Raw genomic sequence first — 19,596 nt, forward strand, 5'->3', positions numbered from 1 at the left:
TATGCCAGACCAAGTTGTAAACCCTGTTATACTTACAAGTGTACTTCCCTTTGGTTTAAATGAAGATGGAACTGCCTTTCGTTTTTCGCTTTGCCTGGATTTATTGTCCAACTATCCTGATAATGGGACAGATCATACATTTCCGAATCCATACAATCTTCAAAAATTTTTTCTGCACTATGCAGATGTTGTAAAAAAAATAAGGAAGGGTTTTTATATTTTAATTAATAACGAACCGGATTTAGAAGTAGTTCCTTGCTTTCAAGATTACTTCAATGATCCTGAAGTTTACTGGAAATTATTTTTGCCTGACGATGAAGCTACAAACCTTACAAACTATTTATCAAATACCAGTGCATCAATAGAAGCCAGAAATGTTATGAGTAATGTCGGAATTATTCAAAAAGTAATGCCACTTATAACTGAGAAAAAACCTAATGTAGTTTTCTCTGATCTGGTAAAAATGAACCAGGATATAAAAGTAAGTTCAAGTCCATTTAACGAGGCAATGGAAAGAATTGCCGCTTCAGCTAGTGTATTAGAGGACTCAATTGAAAAAACTAAATCTTTAATTGCAGGCATACATGAATATAGCAAACAGAATTTTGAGCATACGAACAACTATATTTCAAAAAGAATTTTTGGTTTAGACGGGGATACCTTAAAAATATACAGCACGCCTGATAATATTATGAATGTTTTCTCTTTTATTTCATCTAACCCGATTTTACAGAGACTTTTTAATACCACAATAGATTTTGAAATATCAACTGATGTTTTAAGGTCTATCGTTAACATAGAGAAAATCCAAAATAGAATATCAAATAAAGAATTTTCTATTAGATTAAGCAAGAAAAATGAGTTCGACAACCTGCTTACTATAGATGGAAAGTCTTTGTTAAATTGGCAATACCTGGTTTCCTGGATGGAATATGGATGCATACAGCAAAATCAAGACAACTCATTAAAAGAAATTATTTTAATGAGTAGGAAAAATAAATTGACGGATACCTACAGTAATACTTTTAAAGAACCCTGGCTTACGGAAAATTTTTCGACTGCTAATTATGACATTGGAGCAAAACTAAAAAGTTTAGATACTTTAAAGAGTAAGTTGGAAAACTTGCAAAAAAAGTTTGATGATACTAAAAATGAATCTGACAGGTACAAATACTACAAAGAATTTATTACACTGGATACAATGGCACTCACCAGGGGGATGAATTTGTATAATTTTAAGGTGGACGAAGAAATAAATAATGCTCTTCAAAAGGATAATTTAAAACTCAGTCTTTCAGAAGGAGCATTAGCTTTTAATGATACTGATTCCGGTTTATTTGAAAAAGATATTATTAGAGGGTTCCGGTTTGGAACGAATGAAAGTGAAAATATAGAAATAAGCTCATTAGGAAACAGGAAGGTTATTGTTGAAGATATTGATTCAAATTCAATTTCTATTCCGGATGTTTTCAAAACCCAAGAGTTCTCAATTCATACTGATACCGGGATACATGCTTTGGTACAGGATAGCAATAATAAAATTGCTCCCACTGTGTTGGTAGATACAGCCATTCTTACATGGGGTGGCGAAAATATTGGAATGCCAAGTGTTTTTTCAAATAAAGAAGACGAAACTAATTTTCAATCCAGCCAATTAGAAGGGGCAGTCTCTGAATCAGTGGATGTTGTTAGTCGCTTTTTTATGAAGATTTTTAAAGAAGACTATTTTCCAAGTGGAGTTAGGTATCATGGAAGTATATCAAATAACGGGCACAATATTGAGCTTAACAAAAAAGTGAATGAGGAAGAAATTGAATTAAAAAATAAGAATATAACCATAGGATACTCCTACGATAAAAACGTAAAGTTATTATTAGGCAATAGCTATGGTATTTGCAAAGTACCAGAATATAAAAATGGATGGGGGATCAGCTTTAATTCAATAGCACTTAAAAATAGTGCTAATAAAAAGCATTATCAATTAGGCTACTCTGATATTTTTAATAAGCATGACAACTTCTCAGTCAGCTTTACTTTTAAAAGAAATGAACCTGTTAAGCCAATTCAGTTTTTTTTGCAGGATCAATTGCTGGAAGATTATATAGAAGAAAAAGAAGATGAAAAAATAGAGAGAAAAAGGGCGGTGAAGGGACGGGAAGGTGAATCGTTATACCATTTGGTTATTCGAAATTATAATGAAGATAATGATAGAACTTATAAAACACATCAAAGATCAGTTCGGTATATTTTGCCGCCGGCAATTTCTTTTGAGCATGCATTCTGGCATAATAAGATATTTGAAATGGATGGAGAAGAATCATACAATTGGTATTTAAAATATCATTTTCCGGTTATTGAAAATGACTTTAAGAAAAATGCGGATGGAAGTAATACTAAGGAAAAATATACTACTGAAGAGGCAATAAAAGGATCTACCAGGATGAAAGATTTTTATCCTGATGAAAATAAGTGGTACATACCCGACAGTTGGGAGCACGATGAAATTATAAACTACTTACCAGATCCGTTAAGTAAAGGATTCAGGTTGGAATTCTTTCTTGATAAGAACAGAACAAAAAAGGCAAAGGATTACGGGAAGTATGAAGAAAATGAATATTATTTCTCTGGCAAGTATCCTAAAATAAATGCATGGAGAATTATTATAAAAGACATTGAAGAGGAATTGCTAATGGTAGAAAATGAAAAAATTTTTATTGCTGTAGATAAAGGATTAGAATTGTTCATTACAGCAAGAACAATACTAGATGATGTTTACGAAAGTCAACTTGAAACCTACGGAAATTATAATGATTTTACAAAGTACGGAAATAACGACCTGCTAACGCCACCTTTAGAGTTTAGTATAGTCCATGCCACTCAGCGCCCTTTAGTTGTTCCAAAATTCAATAATACTCTTTTTACTAAAAAAGAAATAGGAAAAACCTTCCTGACACTAATAAATACGATCAATATTGAACAACTGGATATGTATGAAACTGAAGATAATATAGCCAGGTATATTCAAGAAACTGTGCCTACCGGAAAAATTGAACTGTATGCTAAATGGGAACAGTTTGTTGATGATCCTAATAATTTAATAGCTGAAAATAATAGCTGGACACCCAATGAACCTGTTAATAAAATAGATAAAGCACATTTTATTATAGACGACGAAGAAAATTCCGACGCTATTTTAGAAACTGATATTTCCTTTTCTCCCGAAAATCTTTCCTTGATGGAAAATTCATTGAATAAAGTTGGCAATGACTCAAACAATTCCACGAATTACACTACAGAAATAAAAGTATGTTACGACGTAAGAGAAACTAAGTTTATTGAAAAATGGTTTTGGATAAAAAACAAATCAAAATTCACCTCCTATTTTCCAGAAACCTGGGGAACCATGGATGTATCAAAAGAAGTGGTAAGAAATTCAGAAAATCATAAAGATTATTTTAATAAAACATCTTCAGAAGCATTTCTTGTTAAGATATTAAATAATAGAAAACCCGCTAAGCCACAATTAGCAGAGCGGAATATTATTTTGGTATCGGTAATTGAAGATCATCAGGATGGAAATAAGATAATGAGAAAATCTTCTTTGAACCGTTTACGCTTTTATTTCGAAAGAGGAAGGTTAACATCTGGAAAAGGAGAAAGAATCGGTTTTGTTTTGAATGAGACAGCAAGTAAATACAATGACTATTTTGTAAAGAACAACCTTGTCTCGGTAGTAGGTAAAGATATTGTTACAGATTCGGTAAAACCTTACGATGGATTATATAGAAATAAAGCAGTGCTATTGCAAAAATCAAATTTTGTAATTCATGATCCTTACGACCTGGAAGACGACGACGGCAATAAATCAGGTGATTTAGAAAGTTTTACACCTCAATATGTTGAAGAGTTAGGTATAATGACCTATGTTCCTAAGTTAGATAAAGCATTAAATAAATGGTATTTAGATGTTGAGTTGGATATTAATGAAGAAAATGGGAAGGAAATGCATAACCCATTTTTACAATTCGCAATGGTAAATTACCAGGAACATTCCTTTGATTATAACGAAGGGGGAACTTCAAATGAAGTTTCAAAAGATTGTCGTTTTTCCGAAATTCAGAAATCGGGGTTTGTTTATATTATGGGATCAAGAACAATTTATGTTGAACATTCAAAAGATTCTGTAAGTGTTAATTTGAATTGTGATAGATCATCTCTTATCGATCAGAAAAATTTAGAAACCGAGTTTTATGCCTTTTTAGAACATAAGTCTTCTAAAGAAATAAAATGGACTGATTACACATTGCAAAACGGTGTGAAAGAATTTTTACCTTTTGTAAAGCTTAACATATCAAACACCCAGGTAATTAACTATAAAGCAGAAAGGGGCGATTATAGGCTTGTAGTATTAGAGATCGAAAATAGGATATCTAGTGATTCTGTAATTAATATAATAAGAGAAACAAATATACTTGAAGATAAAAACAGGCGGATCGTTCGTATCGACCTTTTTGAAGATATTATTTCCTAATTTAAATATTAAATTATGTCAACTAAACGCAAATTTATTTCGAAAAAATTCGCATCAAACTTAAGATTAAATGCTTTTGATTATGGTAAAACATTCGGCTTATTGGTTGTTATAGGATGTCTTTTTTTTGCCTGCAATTCCAATGTTAGCCAACCGCCTAAAAAAAACAATATGATACAGAAAGTGAATTCCGGTAATGACCCTGACCCCTATATTGAAAGTGTGGTAAGTAGTAAATATGTACCCCCGGTAACAGACATTAATAATTCACCAATGGAGGCTGCTAATCTTATTCTCGATGCGCTTAATCAGTGGGCCGCAATCAAATGCTCGCATGATATTGATGCTTCACTATCTGTAAAATGGAACGAAACGAAGGTGAAGTATATAGGGTCAATACCCGCCGGTAGTACGGTAGAATTTTTGGTGCTTGTAGATAAATTCACCTGCAATGTTATAGGGATGGTACATAAAACTCAAGTTGTGCGTGTAAAAGAGAATGCATGTAGTGTAAATGATATTAAATTAGAAAGCCCTGATTTAATGTATAATCCCGATCAGACAGGTTTTTTTTCTATAAAAATGAGATTTTAATTTATATGCTATTTTTTGTAATTGAGAGTGTTGATTATTTAGGATTGTTTGATTGTCAAAATCATTTGCTTAATGTACATGCGTAACAGGTCGCAATAAAATAGAAATTAATTTTGAATAATAAAAACAATAAAATGATTCTCCTACCATATAAAAAGATAATTTCATATTCTGAATTAGATATCAATACAATAATTAAAATATTGAATGAAAAAACTGAGCCTTACTCAGGTTTTTGGTTTGGTAATTATATTAAATCATCCATGTCTTATGTAGGTAGAGTAAGTAATCAAAGCTTTGATATCAGGCCAGTTTTTAGGGGAAGAAATTCTTTTATACCTGTAGTTCGCGGTAACATAAAAGCAGATGAAAATGGTACCGTAATTAGGATGACTATTCGACCACTCTGGGGCTTTACAATTTTTATTTTATTGGTAATTGGGTTGGCTATTTTTTCTTTTATAAAATCTCATAGTATAAGCGGAGTATTTGTTGTTTTTGTCGTTTATATTATTATGATATTTCTTTTTAACGTAGAATACTTAAAGATGAAAGCCAGTCTAAAAAAATATTTATTATTAAAAGATAGGGATGGTAATGTATCAAAGTAGTTGGTGAGACAAAACAGAAAAACAATACACTGATTTACAGCTAAATTTTATAAGGTAGTCATTATATGTATTATTGATTTTATATAATCCATAATTCCAGCAGGAATAGCGGTATAAAGTATTTACAGCCACTTACTAAAAACTACGCCAAATAGCCCTGCGCAAATCCACGCTACAGTATTTGTCATGGTTTAACCACCCTTCGGTAAATCTTCATTCCTTTGCTATCCTTAGTCTTCAACGGAAAAAGGTGAGGCTACCCTGAGTTTATAACTCAGATAAAAGTAACAAACCTAAAAGAAGTTCTGCTTACATTTCTTCTCAACCACTTTTCCTTTATCGACGTTGCTTTCCTTTTCATAAAGCCGAAATTTACTTCCTATTTAAATTAATGGAGTTATAGTGAATAGGAATTTTACTATTTAGCAGTTATTGCAATAATATAATAATCAGTAAAACTAATTATTTGTCAATTTAATTTATCAATAAAAGGCAGCAGGATTTAGCTTAAATATAGTCAGGGCGGGTACTTTAAGCTTTTTTATACTGTTTTACGGCAGGTCGGATTATTTTTTTATCGGTTGCAGAAAAAATAAAATAGTTGAATCTTTAAGTACTCTTTCTTATTGCATTGCCGCAGTAAAAGAATTAGTAGTAAAATCATATCTATCTTATTAGTTGTTTCAGGAGTTGTAAAATGTTATTAAACTTACGTAACAGAACACGTATAAACTTTTAAACATTACAATATGACAGAACACTACTTTTTAAGCGTACCAGAACAAATTGGAAATGTAGCTCAAAAAATATTCAGCACATTAGGTGTTACAATAAAATATTCCGGTGAAAAGCCTAAAGTATATTCCAGCTCTATGTTTGGCGTTGAGATAATTTTAGAGCATAACAATTACAGCCATAAGGAAGAATACAATTATCACCTGACGGTTAAAAAAGATACTGACTCCCGGTTGGAAGCAAACGACTTTGTAATAAAGAAAATAAGTGATGTGGTATCCAACTTGTTCCGGTATAACCTAAGCCTTGGAGTGAAGATATGAAAGCAGCTCCACAATTTGTTGGGGCTTTTTCAGGAGACGTTTTTGTAAGTAGTGATGGTAAATCCCTTATTTTCGTTATATCAGATTCTAAATCGACTACCTCTTTTCTTTATAGAGCAGCGGCAGGACATGATAGGGTAAATAACTCGGATGCTACTAATTTTTATTCAAACACGTATCAAAAATATATATGGACAGAGCCAATTGATGATAAATATTACGATACAGAAAAGAGAAACAGGACTTCAAAAGGTTATGCAAAAACAGGATTAACAAGATGGGAATAATTAATTTATAAAATATGAAAATAAAAAATGTAATAGTATTAAGTTTTATATTCCTTACTGGTTGTTTTGAGAGTGGAACATTTTATGATTTAGGTAATGGTTTTAATTTTGGATATTATAATAACACAAAAAAAACCAGCGATATATTCTATAATGATACTGGAATTTTAAATAGCATTTGTCATTTGGTAAAATGGAATGATAATTACATTTTAGCCCAATGTTATTATCATGATAAAAATATCATTAGAGACACTTTTTATTTAATTAACAAACAATTGTATAAGGATAATCCGAAGCAACTCCAAAGTGATGGAATTTTGGGACCTCTTTCCAAAGATGCGATTTTAAAAATTATGTCAGAAAAAGATATTCATTTGATTAACAGTAAAGAAATTGAAATTAATATTCAAGATAGATAATTTAATAATGTATCAAGGAGGTGGTAATATTAAGTAATTCATGTAGGCTGATTCCAGCAGGTAAAGCGATATGAAGTATTTACAGCCACTTACTAAAAACTACGCCAAATAGCCCTGCACAAATCCACGCTACAGTATTTGTCATAGTTTTAGCCACCCTACAGTAAATCTTCATTCCACTTGCCTCTCTACCTGTGTAAACACAGTCAGGCAAGTTCTCTGCTATAGAATAAATAAATACAAAAAATTGGAGATGGTTGAGTTTAATCAATTAATAGAAGATAATATACATGCATACATAGATATGCTTGTAAAAGATTTTGATGAAAATTTGCCACATGCAGAGGCTTTCAATGAGGTTTTTTTAAATGGATATTCAATAAAAAAATTGATTAAACAAGACAAAAAAATTTTCAGTTTTTACGATTGGGATTTTAACGTGCCTCTTCCTTATGATCCCTTAATTAATGGAATTCAGAAAATAGAAGATCAAAATTTGAATTTTGAAATATTGTCAAAATTCCCCATTGAAAATTTATATTATTTTTTCGATAAAAGGATATATAATTCTGAAATCGAAGCAATAAGTAACTTTCCAACAGAATATTTTTTTATTGACTTTGATAATTTTAAAAAAAAGCTGGATGATTTGTTTTTAAATTTTTTTTCAGATTATGATTGTAGCAAAAAGAAATTTAAAAAGAAGATAAATGAAAAATTCTCTTTTGTTTTATCACCAAGAAAAATATCTTCCAATTCTTTAATAGAAAATTATATTTTCCCAGAGTTTTATGTGGAAAATAATACTGGATTTTCTATTGTTATTGAAAATACAGATGTGCTAAATTTATTGTTTATGCCTAGTTATTCCTTTCATCAATTTTATTCTTATTATAATAAATTTTTAATAAATGAGAATCATCAAATTATTAGTGTGAGGAGATTAAACGATGAGCCTCATATTTATCACGACAACCTCTCTAATAAATATATAATTAGCAATCATGAAGAGAAAATTAAAAATTTTAATACTTTCATTTTTTTATCTTTAGAATTAACAGTTCACTACATGAAGATTTTCGAACAATGGCTTGCTAAAGTAATCAATGGAATATAGCTTTCTTCCCCTGCTATCCTTAGTCTTCAACCGAAAAAAGTGAGGCTATTCTGAGTTTATAACTCAGGATAAAAGTAACAAACTTAAAAGAAGTTCTACTTACATTTCTTCCCAACCACTTTTCCTTTAACGCGTTTTTTTCCTATAAAGATTTGCTTAAATCCATATTATCTTCGCCTTGGTTCGTGGCACACGAAACAACTATTCTGATGCAGTTTCACCTAGCGAGGCAGGAAAAGAATTAAGATCAAATAGCGAGGCAGATAAAGTTGCTCAAGAAGCAGGATATGATAATGCTCATGACTTTAAAGAGCAAAATAAACCAAGTGGAAAAGGTTCTGATTGGAATATGATGCACAATAAAAAAACGGGTGAAATATTTCTGCGCAGACTATCTGACGGGAAAATTGTAAAGACACGTGAATTTACTAAATAAACAATAATGGCAAAACTTAGAACAATTCTGTATATTAATTCTTTTAGTGAAGAACCTAGAATTGATATTATTAAAGAGATGTTACCTATTGAAGCTACTAGTATAAGGCAAAAAGGTGACCAAATGATAGTTAATGGTGTCGATAAAGGTAGACCTAATAAAAGTAGTTGTTGGGCTTTTGAAGTTCCGGAAATTGAAATTACAGATATTAAAGAAGGCTTAATGCCATTATTAACTAAATTAATTCCTTATAAAGATTCTTTAAATAAAATTAAATATCATATAGGCTTTGAAACATATATATCTTTAGTATTGCACATTAAAGACTTTAAGACTCCTTCAATGTCTTTGAATAGATTTATTATAGAATCTTTAGCTGACTTAGGGTTAGAATTGGATTTTGATATATATTATGAATAGATAGTATCATGAATTTTCCCGCTAGTCGTAGTATGTAATTATAAAAAGTGAGAGCTATACTGAGTTTGTAATTTAGTATAAAGAGCAATAAATAGTGTAAGCAATAGCGTTAGTAAACAGGCTTATAATCCCTAATTTCAGCAGGAAAAGCGGTATGAAGTATTTACAGCCACTTACTAAAAACTACGCCAAATAGCCCTGCACAAAATCTACGCTACAGTATTTGTCATAGTTTTAGCCACCCTTCGCCTTGGTTCGTGGCACACGAAACAACTATTCTGAAAAATTTATCGTCTTATGATAAACATAAGATGGTTATTCAAAAACGCAAGTCTTATACATCATTAAATAATGTATATTTTCTCACAGCAACCATTCATAAATGGCGCCCTCTATTAGATGAAAATGATAATAAAGGTGTTATTGTAGATTATCTTAAAAAATTATCGGAAGAAAAATTAATTAGCGTTTATGGTTTTGTTCTAATGCCTAATCATTTTCATCTTATTTGGTCTCAAGATAAAATGAATGGTAAAGAAACGCCACAGGGAAGTTTATTGAAGTATACGGCTCATACTTTTTTAAAACAATTGAAATTAGAAAATCGATCTTTTTTGTATGAAGTAATATCAGGCAATAAAAAACATGAGATTTGGCAAAGAGATTCTTTAAGTATAGAAATCTATAGTCGTAAAGTAGCGAAACAAAAACTTGCTTATATACATTCTAATCCTGTAAGCGGTAAATGGCAACTGGCGAAAGATTATTTGGATTATCATTTTTCATCGGCAAGATTTTATGAATATGCCCAAGATGATTTTGGATTTTTACATAACTTGTTTACAGTATTTGATGGAGAATGATTTTGTTGTTTCGTGTGCCACGAACCAAGGCGGAGATGTAGTTACTGCAAACGATTACTATCCATTTGGAATGAGTATGCCGGGAAGGAGTTATAGTAATGGGAGGGAATATAGGTATGGATTTAATGGAAAGGAAAAAGACCCTGATATGGATGGAAATAATTATGATTATGGATTTAGGATTTATAATCCAGGGTTGGGTAGGTTTTTAAGTGTTGACCCATTGACGGAAAAATATCCTTGGTATACACCATATCAATTCGCGGGGAATAGTCCAATACAGGCAATAGATTTAGATGGATTAGAAGAATGGAAAGTTAAAGATGGTCCAGCAAATGGGACAGTTTATGGGCCTTATAAAAATCAAGATGAAGCACAAAAAGCTGCGGATAGAGGAGATAATAGTATAAAATTAGAACCTGTCACTGTTATAATTCATAAAAAACCAGTTACTAATAATCAAAGCAGTGCTCCAACAACACCCTCTGGAACTAATTCAAAAGCTGATTTTAAGATTGCAAATGCTATAACAAGTAAGAATGAAGGAGGATGGTCATTCAAAAAACAAGACCCAGGTGGGGCTACTAATCGAGGTATTATATTCAGTAATTTCAAGAAATGGGCTCAACCTGATTTAGGAGTTGAACCAACGATAGATAATTTGAAAAAGCTTACTCCAGAGCAAGCTTCAATAATATTTCAAAAGCATTATTGGAACAAAATAAACGGGGATGAATTTAATAACCAAAGTGTTGCTAATGCAATTTATGATTTTTCAGTCCAATCAGGTAATGGCATTAATGAAGTAGAGAAAGCATATAATGCAACATTTGGAGGAGGGATTACAGTAGATGGTAAACTTAGAAAAGAAGAAGTAACTTTACTTAACAAGGTGGATAGTAAACAATTGTTTGATTTGGTTCAGCAAACTAGGCTTAATTACATGAACACTGTTGTAATACCCAAAAATGTCGCCAGCTACAAGAAAAAACATCCGAATGCAAGTGACGCAGAAATTAATGAGAACACTCTTTTAAAGTGGAAAAAATCACTTAATGATAGAATCACCCGAATTCAGTATACTCAATAAATAAAAAATGAAAAAAATTATTGTAATATTTTTTTGCTTAATATCAACAAATTGTTTTTGTCAAACATTAGGAGATTTAAATAAGTTAGATAGTAATGCCCAACAATGTGCAGATACAACGACAAATTTCGTTGCTTGTGAAAATTTGCATTATGCCCAAATGGATAGTATTCTTAATGCTACATATCGAAAATTAAAAATCAAAAGAAGCGCCAAAGAGTTTGAAAAAATAAAAGAGAGTCAAATAAAATGGTTAACTATACGTAATAAACAATTTAAAGAAATTGAAAACAGCAATGATTGCAATACAGACCCTGATATTTGTAAAGCACTTTTAATTAGCAAAAAAACTTGGGTTGTTAGAAAAAGACTGGAGTATTTAATAAGTCTTTTAAAATAATACATTCCCCCAGCTATCCGTAGTCTGTAACCGAAAGAAGTGAGGCTATACTGAGTTTGTACTCAGTATAAAAGTAACAACATAAAAGAGCAGCAAAATAGTGTAATCAACAACGTTATTAAACAGTATTATAAGCCTTAATTCCAACAGGAAAAGCGGTATGAAGTATTTACAACCACTTACTAAAAACTACGCCAAATAGCCCTGCACAAATCCATACTACAATATTTGTCATAGTTTTAGCCACCCTACAGTAAATCTTCATTCCACTTGCCTCTCTGCCTGTGTAAACACAGTCAGGCAAGTTCCTCCACTTGGTGCTGCACCTGCCCACTATTTTCTGCGTTCAAATTTCCTTTCACATAGCAATGCTTATGCCTACGGCATCCCATAAAGGAAATTCTCTCTGTGTAAGCATCACAGCTTCGCTGTTTCTCTGCTTACCCCAGAAAATAGCATGCAGCAAGTGCAGCAATAAATACAGCTTCCATTTCAATAAATGATTAAACAGGAACTAATGTAACATCTCTATACGTCGCCTTGGTTCGTGGCACACGAAACAACTATTCTGAAAAATTTATCGTCTTATGATAAACATAAGATGGTTATTCAAAAACGCAAGTCTTATACATCATTAAATAATGTATATTTTCTCACAGCAACCATTCATAAATGGCGCCCTCTATTAGATGAAAATGATAATAAAGGTGTTATTGTAGATTATCTTAAAAAATTATCGGAAGAAAAATTAATTAGCGTTTATGGTTTTGTTCTAATGCCTAATCATTTTCATCTTATTTGGTCTCAAGATAAAATGAATGGTAAAGAAACGCCACAGGGAAGTTTATTGAAGTATACGGCTCATACTTTTTTAAAACAATTGAAATTAGAAAATCGATCTTTTTTGTATGAAGTAATAGCAGGCAATAAAAAACATGAGATTTGGCAAAGAGATTCTTTAAGTATAGAAATCTATAGTCGTAAAGTAGCGAAACAAAAACTTGCTTATATACATTCTAATCCTGTAAGCGGTAAATGGCAACTGGCGAAAGATTATTTGGATTATCATTTTTCATCGGCAAGATTTTATGAATATGCCCAAGATGATTTTGGATTTTTACATAACTTGTTTACAGTATTTGATGGAGAATGATTTTGTTGTTTCGTGTGCCACGAACCAAGGCGGAGTACTTCCTATTTAAATTAATGGAGTGATAGTGAATAGGAATTTTACTATTTAGCAGTTATTGCAATAATATAATAATCAGTAAAACTAATTATTTGTCAATTTAATTTATCAATAAAAGGCAGCAGGATTTAGCTTAAATATAGTCAGGGCGGGTACTTTAAGCTTTTTTATACAGTTTTACGGCAGGTCGGATTGTTTTTTATCGATTGCAGAAAAAATAAAATAGTTGAATCTTTAAGTACTCTTTCTTATTGCATTGCCGCAGTAAAAGAATTAGTAGTAAAATCATATCTATCTTATTAGTTGTTTCAGGAGTTGTAAAATGTTATTAAACTTACGTAACAGAACACGTATAAACTTTTAAACATTACAATATGACAGAACACTACTTTTTAAGCGTACCAGAACAAATTGGAAATGTAGCTCAAAAAATATTCAGCACATTAGGTGTTACAATAAAATATTCCGGTGAAAAGCCTAAAGTATATTCCAGCTCTATGTTTGGCGTTGAGATAATTTTAGAGCATAACAATTACAGCCATAAGGAAGAATACAATTATCACCTGACGGTTAAAAAAGATACTGACTCCGGGTTGGAAGCAAACGACTTTGTAATAAAGAAAATAAGTGATGTGGTATCCAACTTGTTCCGGTATAACCTGGATATGCCACATGCCCATGAAAATACAGGCGGTGGTTTATGTATATGGAATGCTCATTAAAACGGAAATAAGCTAAAAAAAGTAGCCGTGAGTTTTAGCGCTTAATTATAACGTACAAAAATTTAATCCTATGCCCTACGTAGAAAACCATAGCCCTATAACGGGAATCGAAGGTTCTGCTTTTGTAAGAAACATTAGTGTAAAAAAAATCGTTGATGCGTATAAAAGGATAAACATTAATGTCGCTAATTATTTTAAAGAAAATACAGAGATAGAAATACGAACCTGCAGTCAAACAGGTTATGCCTATTATTATCCTTCTGATATTTTTGGAGATGGCGCATTTTACGAAGACATCCATTCTTTAAATAAAAATTATTACCCTGAGCAAAAAGAAGAATACCAACTTGCCATTAATTATATAAATGCAGGTGATAGCGTATTAGAAGTCGGTTGTGCTACCGGCTGCTTTATGCACCTGGTTAAAAATAAAGGTGCAAATTGCACCGGTATAGAATTGAACAATGATGCTGTTGCTTTAGCAAAACAGAAAGGATTTAATGTTTCTAATGAATTGCTACGGGAACATTCTTTTAAAAATACAGGAAAGTACGACGTGGTTTGTTCCTTCCAGGTATTAGAGCATATTGCAGACGTAAAAGATTATTTTGAATCGGCTAAGCGGTGTTTAAAACCGGGTGGAAAAATTATTATAGGTGTACCCAATAGTAACCCCTTTATCTATAGGCACGATATCTATCATACGTTAAATCTTCCTCCTCATCATGCCGGTCTTTGGAATAAGAGTTCAATGGAAAAAACAGGATTGCATTTTAACCTGCAAAAAATAACAATCAAAGTAGAAAAATTAAAAGATTACAAAGAATGGTATCTGGCACAGGCAAGACATTATAAAGAACAGAAAAACATCATTGGCGCTTTAATGTTTTTGGTGCCACGTCCTGTTTACAAATTTTTAGTACGTTGTTTTTCTCCGTGGATAGAAGGGAGAAATATGTTGGCTGTTTTTAAGATGGGGTAAATTCCGGGTAAACAATTGTGTTTATAAGCTGCTTGTTCTAAAAGGCTTTCAACCTTCTTCGCAATTCTGCATATTTTTATTTACTTGCCTAAGCATTCCCAATCACCCATATCCGTTGTAAAAGCCTTTATTATCTTATCGAAGATCAAACTTTTTGAAAATCGTTTCCCAATTCTCAATGATTTCTTGCGAAGACTAGATGCCGCAGTACAAATTCTTAGTGTTTGAGTAAGCGACACCAGTTTGACTGATACACGTACTATATCGTCTAGCATATATACTACGTTGTTGGAAAAAATGCTGAAGCATTAAAAATTTAAACGAAAGCAAGTACGTATTCATTCACGGTTATTGGGAATAAATACCGGGTAAATTTGAGATAAGTCAATTTTTTTGAAAATCGGGAACGAATTTTGAAAGAAAAATCTTTGTAATTGATATTTAAGTTAAATTATCGGATGAAACAGGATTCGACTTACCTCTCTTTATTACGGCCATATGAGCTGAAACATGGCGCTTCTCCTCATACAAAGTTTTTACGTTCTTTTTATCCTGATCTGTCTGCGGAAGCTTGTCAGTATATTGATCAGAATTGTTACACCTTAAAACTAAAAAAGAATCAGCAATTATTAAAAGCAGGACAAAAGTGTTCTTATTTATTCCTGATCAATGCAGGAATTCTAAGAGCATATATACAACAAGGGAAAAAAGAAATTACAACATGGATTGTAGATGAACATAGCCTGATAACATCTATTGAAAGCTTTTATAATCAAACGGTGGCTGTTGAAAATATTGCAGCTGTGGAAGATTGTGAGTTGTCTGCAATAGACTATAATACTTTACAATACCTGTATAATAAATTCCCCGAATTAAATTATGTCGGCAGAATTATTTTGGAGCAATATTATATTGATGCAGATAAAAGAGCTTATATCAGCCGACTTACAAGAGCTTCGGAAAAATACAAGCATTTTGTTGAAACAAAAGAAGAACTGTCCAACAGGGTTCCTTTAAAATATATTGCCTCTTACCTTAACATGACATTGGAAACGCTGAGCAGGGTGAGGAGCGGTTATAGAAATAAAAGTAGTTTCTAAGAAAATTATTTCATCTTTATTGCTAAAGTTATGATTTGTGCATAACTATTAATTCCAATTGCTTTCTTAAAAAAGCAATTTCTTCTTTTTGGTGTTGTATGCTTGATTTTAATTGATCTATTATTTCTTCAGAATTAGAGTTGTTGTATCTTAAATGGAAAGGGTTGTCTATATTAAAGAGTACATTAATTTCAACATTTAAAACAGTAGCTATCTGGCACAATTTGGAAATAGAAATATCGGTTATACCTCTTTCCAGATTTCTATAGCCGCTATTTGTTAGCTGCAATTGTACTGCCATTTCCTTTATAGTTTTCTTTTGCAAGAGTCGTATGTGCTCAATGTTGCTGCTTACTTTTTCCAAAAAGATTTTAGAATCGATTAAGGGCTTCATCTCAATAGTGATTTTACTATAACAGATTAATTTGACTAATTAAATATAAATCAAATTAACTTTTTGCAAGGTGCGCTATTCTTCGGTTAATGAGTTGTTGTCTTCTTGAATTCTCCAAAACTCAATGCTGTTAAAGGTTTTATGTATTTATAATTTCAGGTTGACAAATCATAAAATTATAAACGTGCCTTTTACGCCTCTTTTTAAATTTCTGAAATAGCATAAACTTCGAAACGAAAAATTACCCTTAAATCTTATTCAGAAGGCAAGAGCTAAAATATAGTATAACCTCTTATTGATTTTTAAAAAATGTAATTATGTATTGATTGAAATAGAAGTTTGTCTTGTGGAACCACTCACAGAGCGCCGATTTTTATTTCAAATCAATAAGCTAGAAAAATAAAAGTTCGTTATGAAGAAAAATTTTCGACCATTTAATGTCTTTGTATTTGTTTGTTTCTTCGCAATTAGTTCAACCAAAAGTTACGCTCAGATATTTAGTCAAACTTTTGCAGGGCATGCTATTGGTCCGATTGGAGGATCATCTGCAACATATATTACAGATGCTGATTATTATACTACTAGCAGTGAGGCAAATAAATTTTCAAATATAGCATGCGGAGCCATTGCAAACTTGAAAATTGGTATAAACCCTAATGGTTCTTCTGGTGATTTCACAGTAACAGATGGTGCAAGTGCGGGTTTTTTTCTATTATCGAGAAAGAATTTTGCAAGTCAGGAAACGACTCCACCCACTGCAATAAAGATAACATTTAATGCAAAATTCGATGTTTCCTCCCAAGCGAATGCGGGCGTTGCAAGATTTATTTTTCAAATTGGGTCTAAGTTTTCAGATGCATGGAGTTCATACGCCGGTGCAATGAAAGAGCCATATGATAATGTTTTTGCCGGAATTGTATTTAGGGCAAATAACTCCACAAGCGGCGCAACTATTTATGAAAACGATAATACCACTCAAATCGGTTCTTCTACTATTGGAGAGTCGTATAGCACATGGACATTAGTATTAAATAATTCAGGAAGTACACTTATTTATACTTCTCCTACCGGCTCTTTAGAAGCAGTTGCTAACAGAAAATATGATATTTGGATAGGAACAACCAAATGGGGAGATGACCTTAGTGCACCGGGAGTCAATGCAACTCTTACTGATTTTAAATTTGCTACTATTGATAATCTCGCTACTGGTCAAATCGGTATTTCTTTACAGGATTTCAAAATAGATAATCTTTTAGCAGTTGGCAATACAGCTCCTTCTTTTTTGACAACATCGCCTTCTCTTACAGTTAATCAAAATAGCTGTTCAGCAGATTTTAAATCTTTAATGAATATTAGTGATATAGATCCAGGACAAACAGAAACATGGACACAATCTTCAGCACCTGCGCACGGCACATTAACAATTATAAATGCAACAGCTGATTCAGACTCTACTAATATTGCTCCCAAAGGTATTATGACATATACACCTGCAGCAGGCTACAGCGGTTCTGATGCTTTTACGATACAGGTATCTGACGGTAAAACAACAATAACTAAAAATGTAATGGTTATAATAAACGCTATTCAGCCTGCCGATAGTCAAAGCACAACCAATCTTTATTTTAATAGACTATTAGGGCGGGAAGCATTGCTTTCATCAATAGAAATTGGTACTAGTAATTCTTTAAATAACGGTTATTTAGGTGCTCAGAGTTATGTATTAGGATATAAGGATACAGTTCAGGGGTCTTACATGAATATTATAGGGCAACTTAATAAGGTTGATGGGGGAGCCAATACGGTAGTCGGGAAATCAAATATATGTTCAGGTAACGCCTCTGTTATATTAGGTAGATATAATAAAGCAGAGATAGCTGTTGAAACATATCTGCTTGGATCAAACAATAAAACAAATAGTTCTGTATATACAGATGCTTCTTATGCAATAGGGAGGGCTAATCAGATATGTTATGCAAATGCATATGCCGTTGGGTATAAAAATATAACAGGAGCCTACGAAGCCATAAGCGTTGGAGTTAAGAATGCTGTTACAGGTGATATGTCATCCGTTTTCGGCTATGGAAATACAATTACAGACACACAAGCTGTTGCAGTAGGGTATCAAAATAAAGTTACTAAACGATATGGGTTAGCCTTTGGTAAAGAAAATGAGATAGGTGGGTTAAAATCGGTCGCAATTGGCACGCATAACATAGTTACTGCTCAAAAAGCACTTGCCTTAGGAAGGGATCTTACCATAAGCAATTCAATTGATAATCCTACACAATTTGATAATTCAGTTAAAATAGGAGTTTCGGATAATGCTTATATGGTTTTGTTACAATCAGGAAATGTAGGCATAGGAACAACTCCTGAAAGTAATACAAAATTACAAGTGAACGGCAATGTAAAAGCAATCGGATTAATTATTCCGACTGGCGCAGCCTATGGGAAAGTATTGACCAGTGACTCAAACGGATTAGCCTCTTGGCAGATGCCGACTGGAAATAATTCAAACGATGCTCTATGGTCATTATCGGGCAATGATCTTTCTAGTAGTAGCACTGCTAATATAGGCATAGGTGTAAATAAAGTTCCTATCGGTTATAAATTAGCAGTTAATGGAGATGCCCTTTTTACCAAAATAAAAGTTAAAGCGTACAATGCTACAACATGGCCCGACTATGTTTTTGCTGATAACTACAATTTACCCAAACTAAAAGAGGTTGAGCAATATTTAAAACAAAACAAACATTTACGAGGTATCCCTTCAGCATTAGAAATACAAACCAATGGTATTGATGTAGCAGATAATGAGGCTGCATTGTTACAAAAAATAGAAGAGTTGACTTTGTATGTTATTGATGAGAATAAGAAAAATGAAGACCTGTCAAAGCAGGTAATGCAACACAATCAACAATTACAAGAGTTGCAACAACAACTTCAACAAGTAATGGGAAAATTAAACAGTAAGTAATAGAACCGTTGTATTTCCATATTGCTGGTAACTGTTTTATTGTTTGTAAAACAAATGCACAAACAGAAAAGCCATTTCCGGAGAATGTACAACAGCTACATTAAGATATATGAAAGATCTAATTATTTTGTTTTTTTTCAACAACGTCTCCTTTAGGGACGTTGCGTCAATTATATAGGATGATTTGGTATATTTAATACATGCCAACCCGGCGTTATAGCTCAGCTAAATTTTACCTTACCGGCGAATAAAGAGTTTACGCAGTTTTCGACTTTATGGAAATAGAAGACATGGATTTAAGTAAACCGTTGAAGTAATGATAAGAACGCAACGTCCCTAAAGGAAACGTTGCTGCGAAGAAGATATACGTTATTATGTAAGCTATTTTTAAATTTAATTT

At 32.2% G+C, this 19,596-nt stretch carries 19 protein-coding genes; 17 read left to right on the forward strand and 2 right to left on the reverse strand.

Annotated elements, in window-relative coordinates; all coding sequences use genetic code 11:
• The first annotated feature begins 1 nt into the window (after nt 1).
• From K9M53_RS06090 to K9M53_RS06160, 15 genes are all read left to right on the forward strand, one after another.
• Nucleotides 2-4,531, forward strand: a complete 4,530-nt coding sequence (locus K9M53_RS06090; protein WP_224018735.1) for a hypothetical protein — start codon at nt 2-4, stop codon at nt 4,529-4,531.
• A gap of 15 nt (nt 4,532-4,546) precedes the next feature.
• Nucleotides 4,547-5,125 (forward strand): hypothetical protein, encoded by a 579-nt coding sequence (locus K9M53_RS06095; protein ID WP_224018736.1) that lies wholly within the window; start codon nt 4,547-4,549, stop codon nt 5,123-5,125.
• 134 nt (nt 5,126-5,259) lie between these two features.
• A complete protein-coding gene (locus K9M53_RS06100) occupies nt 5,260-5,736 on the forward strand; it encodes a hypothetical protein (RefSeq protein WP_224018737.1) in 477 nt (158 codons plus the stop codon).
• A gap of 749 nt (nt 5,737-6,485) precedes the next feature.
• Nucleotides 6,486-6,794: a hypothetical protein gene (locus K9M53_RS06105; RefSeq protein ID WP_224018738.1), complete on the forward strand. Its 309-nt coding sequence runs from the start codon at nt 6,486-6,488 to the stop codon at nt 6,792-6,794.
• Complete coding sequence (locus K9M53_RS06110; protein WP_224018739.1) at nt 6,791-7,081, forward strand: hypothetical protein; 291 nt, start codon at nt 6,791-6,793, stop codon at nt 7,079-7,081. Before K9M53_RS06105 ends, K9M53_RS06110 begins: the two co-directional genes overlap by 4 nt.
• A 14-nt stretch (nt 7,082-7,095) precedes the next feature.
• On the forward strand, nt 7,096-7,503 hold the full coding sequence (locus K9M53_RS06115) for a hypothetical protein (protein ID WP_224018740.1): 408 nt from the start codon (nt 7,096-7,098) through the stop codon (nt 7,501-7,503).
• Nucleotides 7,504-7,756: 253 nt separating this feature from the next.
• A complete protein-coding gene (locus K9M53_RS06120; RefSeq protein WP_224018741.1) occupies nt 7,757-8,620 on the forward strand; it encodes a hypothetical protein in 864 nt (287 codons plus the stop codon).
• Between the two features lie 178 nt (nt 8,621-8,798).
• A complete protein-coding gene (locus K9M53_RS06125; RefSeq protein ID WP_224018742.1) occupies nt 8,799-9,056 on the forward strand; it encodes a hypothetical protein in 258 nt (85 codons plus the stop codon).
• 6 nt (nt 9,057-9,062) lie between these two features.
• On the forward strand, nt 9,063-9,476 hold the full coding sequence (locus K9M53_RS06130) for a DUF4279 domain-containing protein (RefSeq protein WP_224018743.1): 414 nt from the start codon (nt 9,063-9,065) through the stop codon (nt 9,474-9,476).
• A gap of 311 nt (nt 9,477-9,787) precedes the next feature.
• Nucleotides 9,788-10,339: a transposase gene (locus K9M53_RS06135; RefSeq protein ID WP_224018744.1), complete on the forward strand. Its 552-nt coding sequence runs from the start codon at nt 9,788-9,790 to the stop codon at nt 10,337-10,339.
• On the forward strand, nt 10,329-11,429 hold the full coding sequence (locus tag K9M53_RS06140) for a glycosyl hydrolase 108 family protein (RefSeq protein WP_224018745.1): 1,101 nt from the start codon (nt 10,329-10,331) through the stop codon (nt 11,427-11,429). The genes K9M53_RS06135 and K9M53_RS06140 overlap by 11 nt, the downstream gene beginning before the upstream one ends.
• Before the next feature lie 7 nt (nt 11,430-11,436).
• Nucleotides 11,437-11,829 (forward strand): lysozyme inhibitor LprI family protein, encoded by a 393-nt coding sequence (locus tag K9M53_RS06145; RefSeq protein WP_224018746.1) that lies wholly within the window; start codon nt 11,437-11,439, stop codon nt 11,827-11,829.
• A gap of 601 nt (nt 11,830-12,430) precedes the next feature.
• Complete coding sequence (locus tag K9M53_RS06150; RefSeq protein ID WP_224018747.1) at nt 12,431-12,982, forward strand: transposase; 552 nt, start codon at nt 12,431-12,433, stop codon at nt 12,980-12,982.
• Nucleotides 12,983-13,392: 410 nt separating this feature from the next.
• A complete protein-coding gene (locus K9M53_RS06155; RefSeq protein WP_224018748.1) occupies nt 13,393-13,740 on the forward strand; it encodes a hypothetical protein in 348 nt (115 codons plus the stop codon).
• Between the two features lie 70 nt (nt 13,741-13,810).
• Nucleotides 13,811-14,722 carry a class I SAM-dependent methyltransferase gene (locus K9M53_RS06160; RefSeq protein WP_224018749.1) on the forward strand — a complete coding sequence of 304 codons (912 nt, stop codon included), beginning with the start codon at nt 13,811-13,813 and terminating at the stop codon, nt 14,720-14,722.
• Between the two features lie 80 nt (nt 14,723-14,802).
• Here K9M53_RS06160 and K9M53_RS06165 read toward each other — a convergent pair whose 3' ends face one another.
• Nucleotides 14,803-14,997, reverse strand: coding sequence for a hypothetical protein (locus tag K9M53_RS06165; RefSeq protein ID WP_224018750.1), 195 nt, complete (start codon nt 14,995-14,997; stop codon nt 14,803-14,805).
• Between the two features lie 183 nt (nt 14,998-15,180).
• Here K9M53_RS06165 and K9M53_RS06170 point away from each other — a divergent pair, with 183 nt between their 5' ends.
• Nucleotides 15,181-15,822 carry a Crp/Fnr family transcriptional regulator gene (locus K9M53_RS06170; RefSeq protein ID WP_224018751.1) on the forward strand — a complete coding sequence of 214 codons (642 nt, stop codon included), beginning with the start codon at nt 15,181-15,183 and terminating at the stop codon, nt 15,820-15,822.
• Nucleotides 15,823-15,850: 28 nt separating this feature from the next.
• On the opposite strand, the gene K9M53_RS06175 is transcribed toward K9M53_RS06170, so the two are convergent.
• On the reverse strand, nt 15,851-16,216 hold the full coding sequence (locus tag K9M53_RS06175; protein ID WP_224018752.1) for a helix-turn-helix domain-containing protein: 366 nt from the start codon (nt 16,214-16,216) through the stop codon (nt 15,851-15,853).
• A gap of 412 nt (nt 16,217-16,628) precedes the next feature.
• On the opposite strand from K9M53_RS06175, the gene K9M53_RS06180 reads away from it, so the two are divergent.
• Nucleotides 16,629-19,196, forward strand: coding sequence for an Ig-like domain-containing protein (locus K9M53_RS06180; RefSeq protein WP_224018753.1), 2,568 nt, complete (start codon nt 16,629-16,631; stop codon nt 19,194-19,196).
• The last annotated feature ends 400 nt before the right edge of the window (nt 19,197-19,596 follow it).

This window comes from Ferruginibacter albus (genome assembly GCF_020042285.1).
Lineage (GTDB): Bacteria > Bacteroidota > Bacteroidia > Chitinophagales > Chitinophagaceae > Ferruginibacter > Ferruginibacter albus.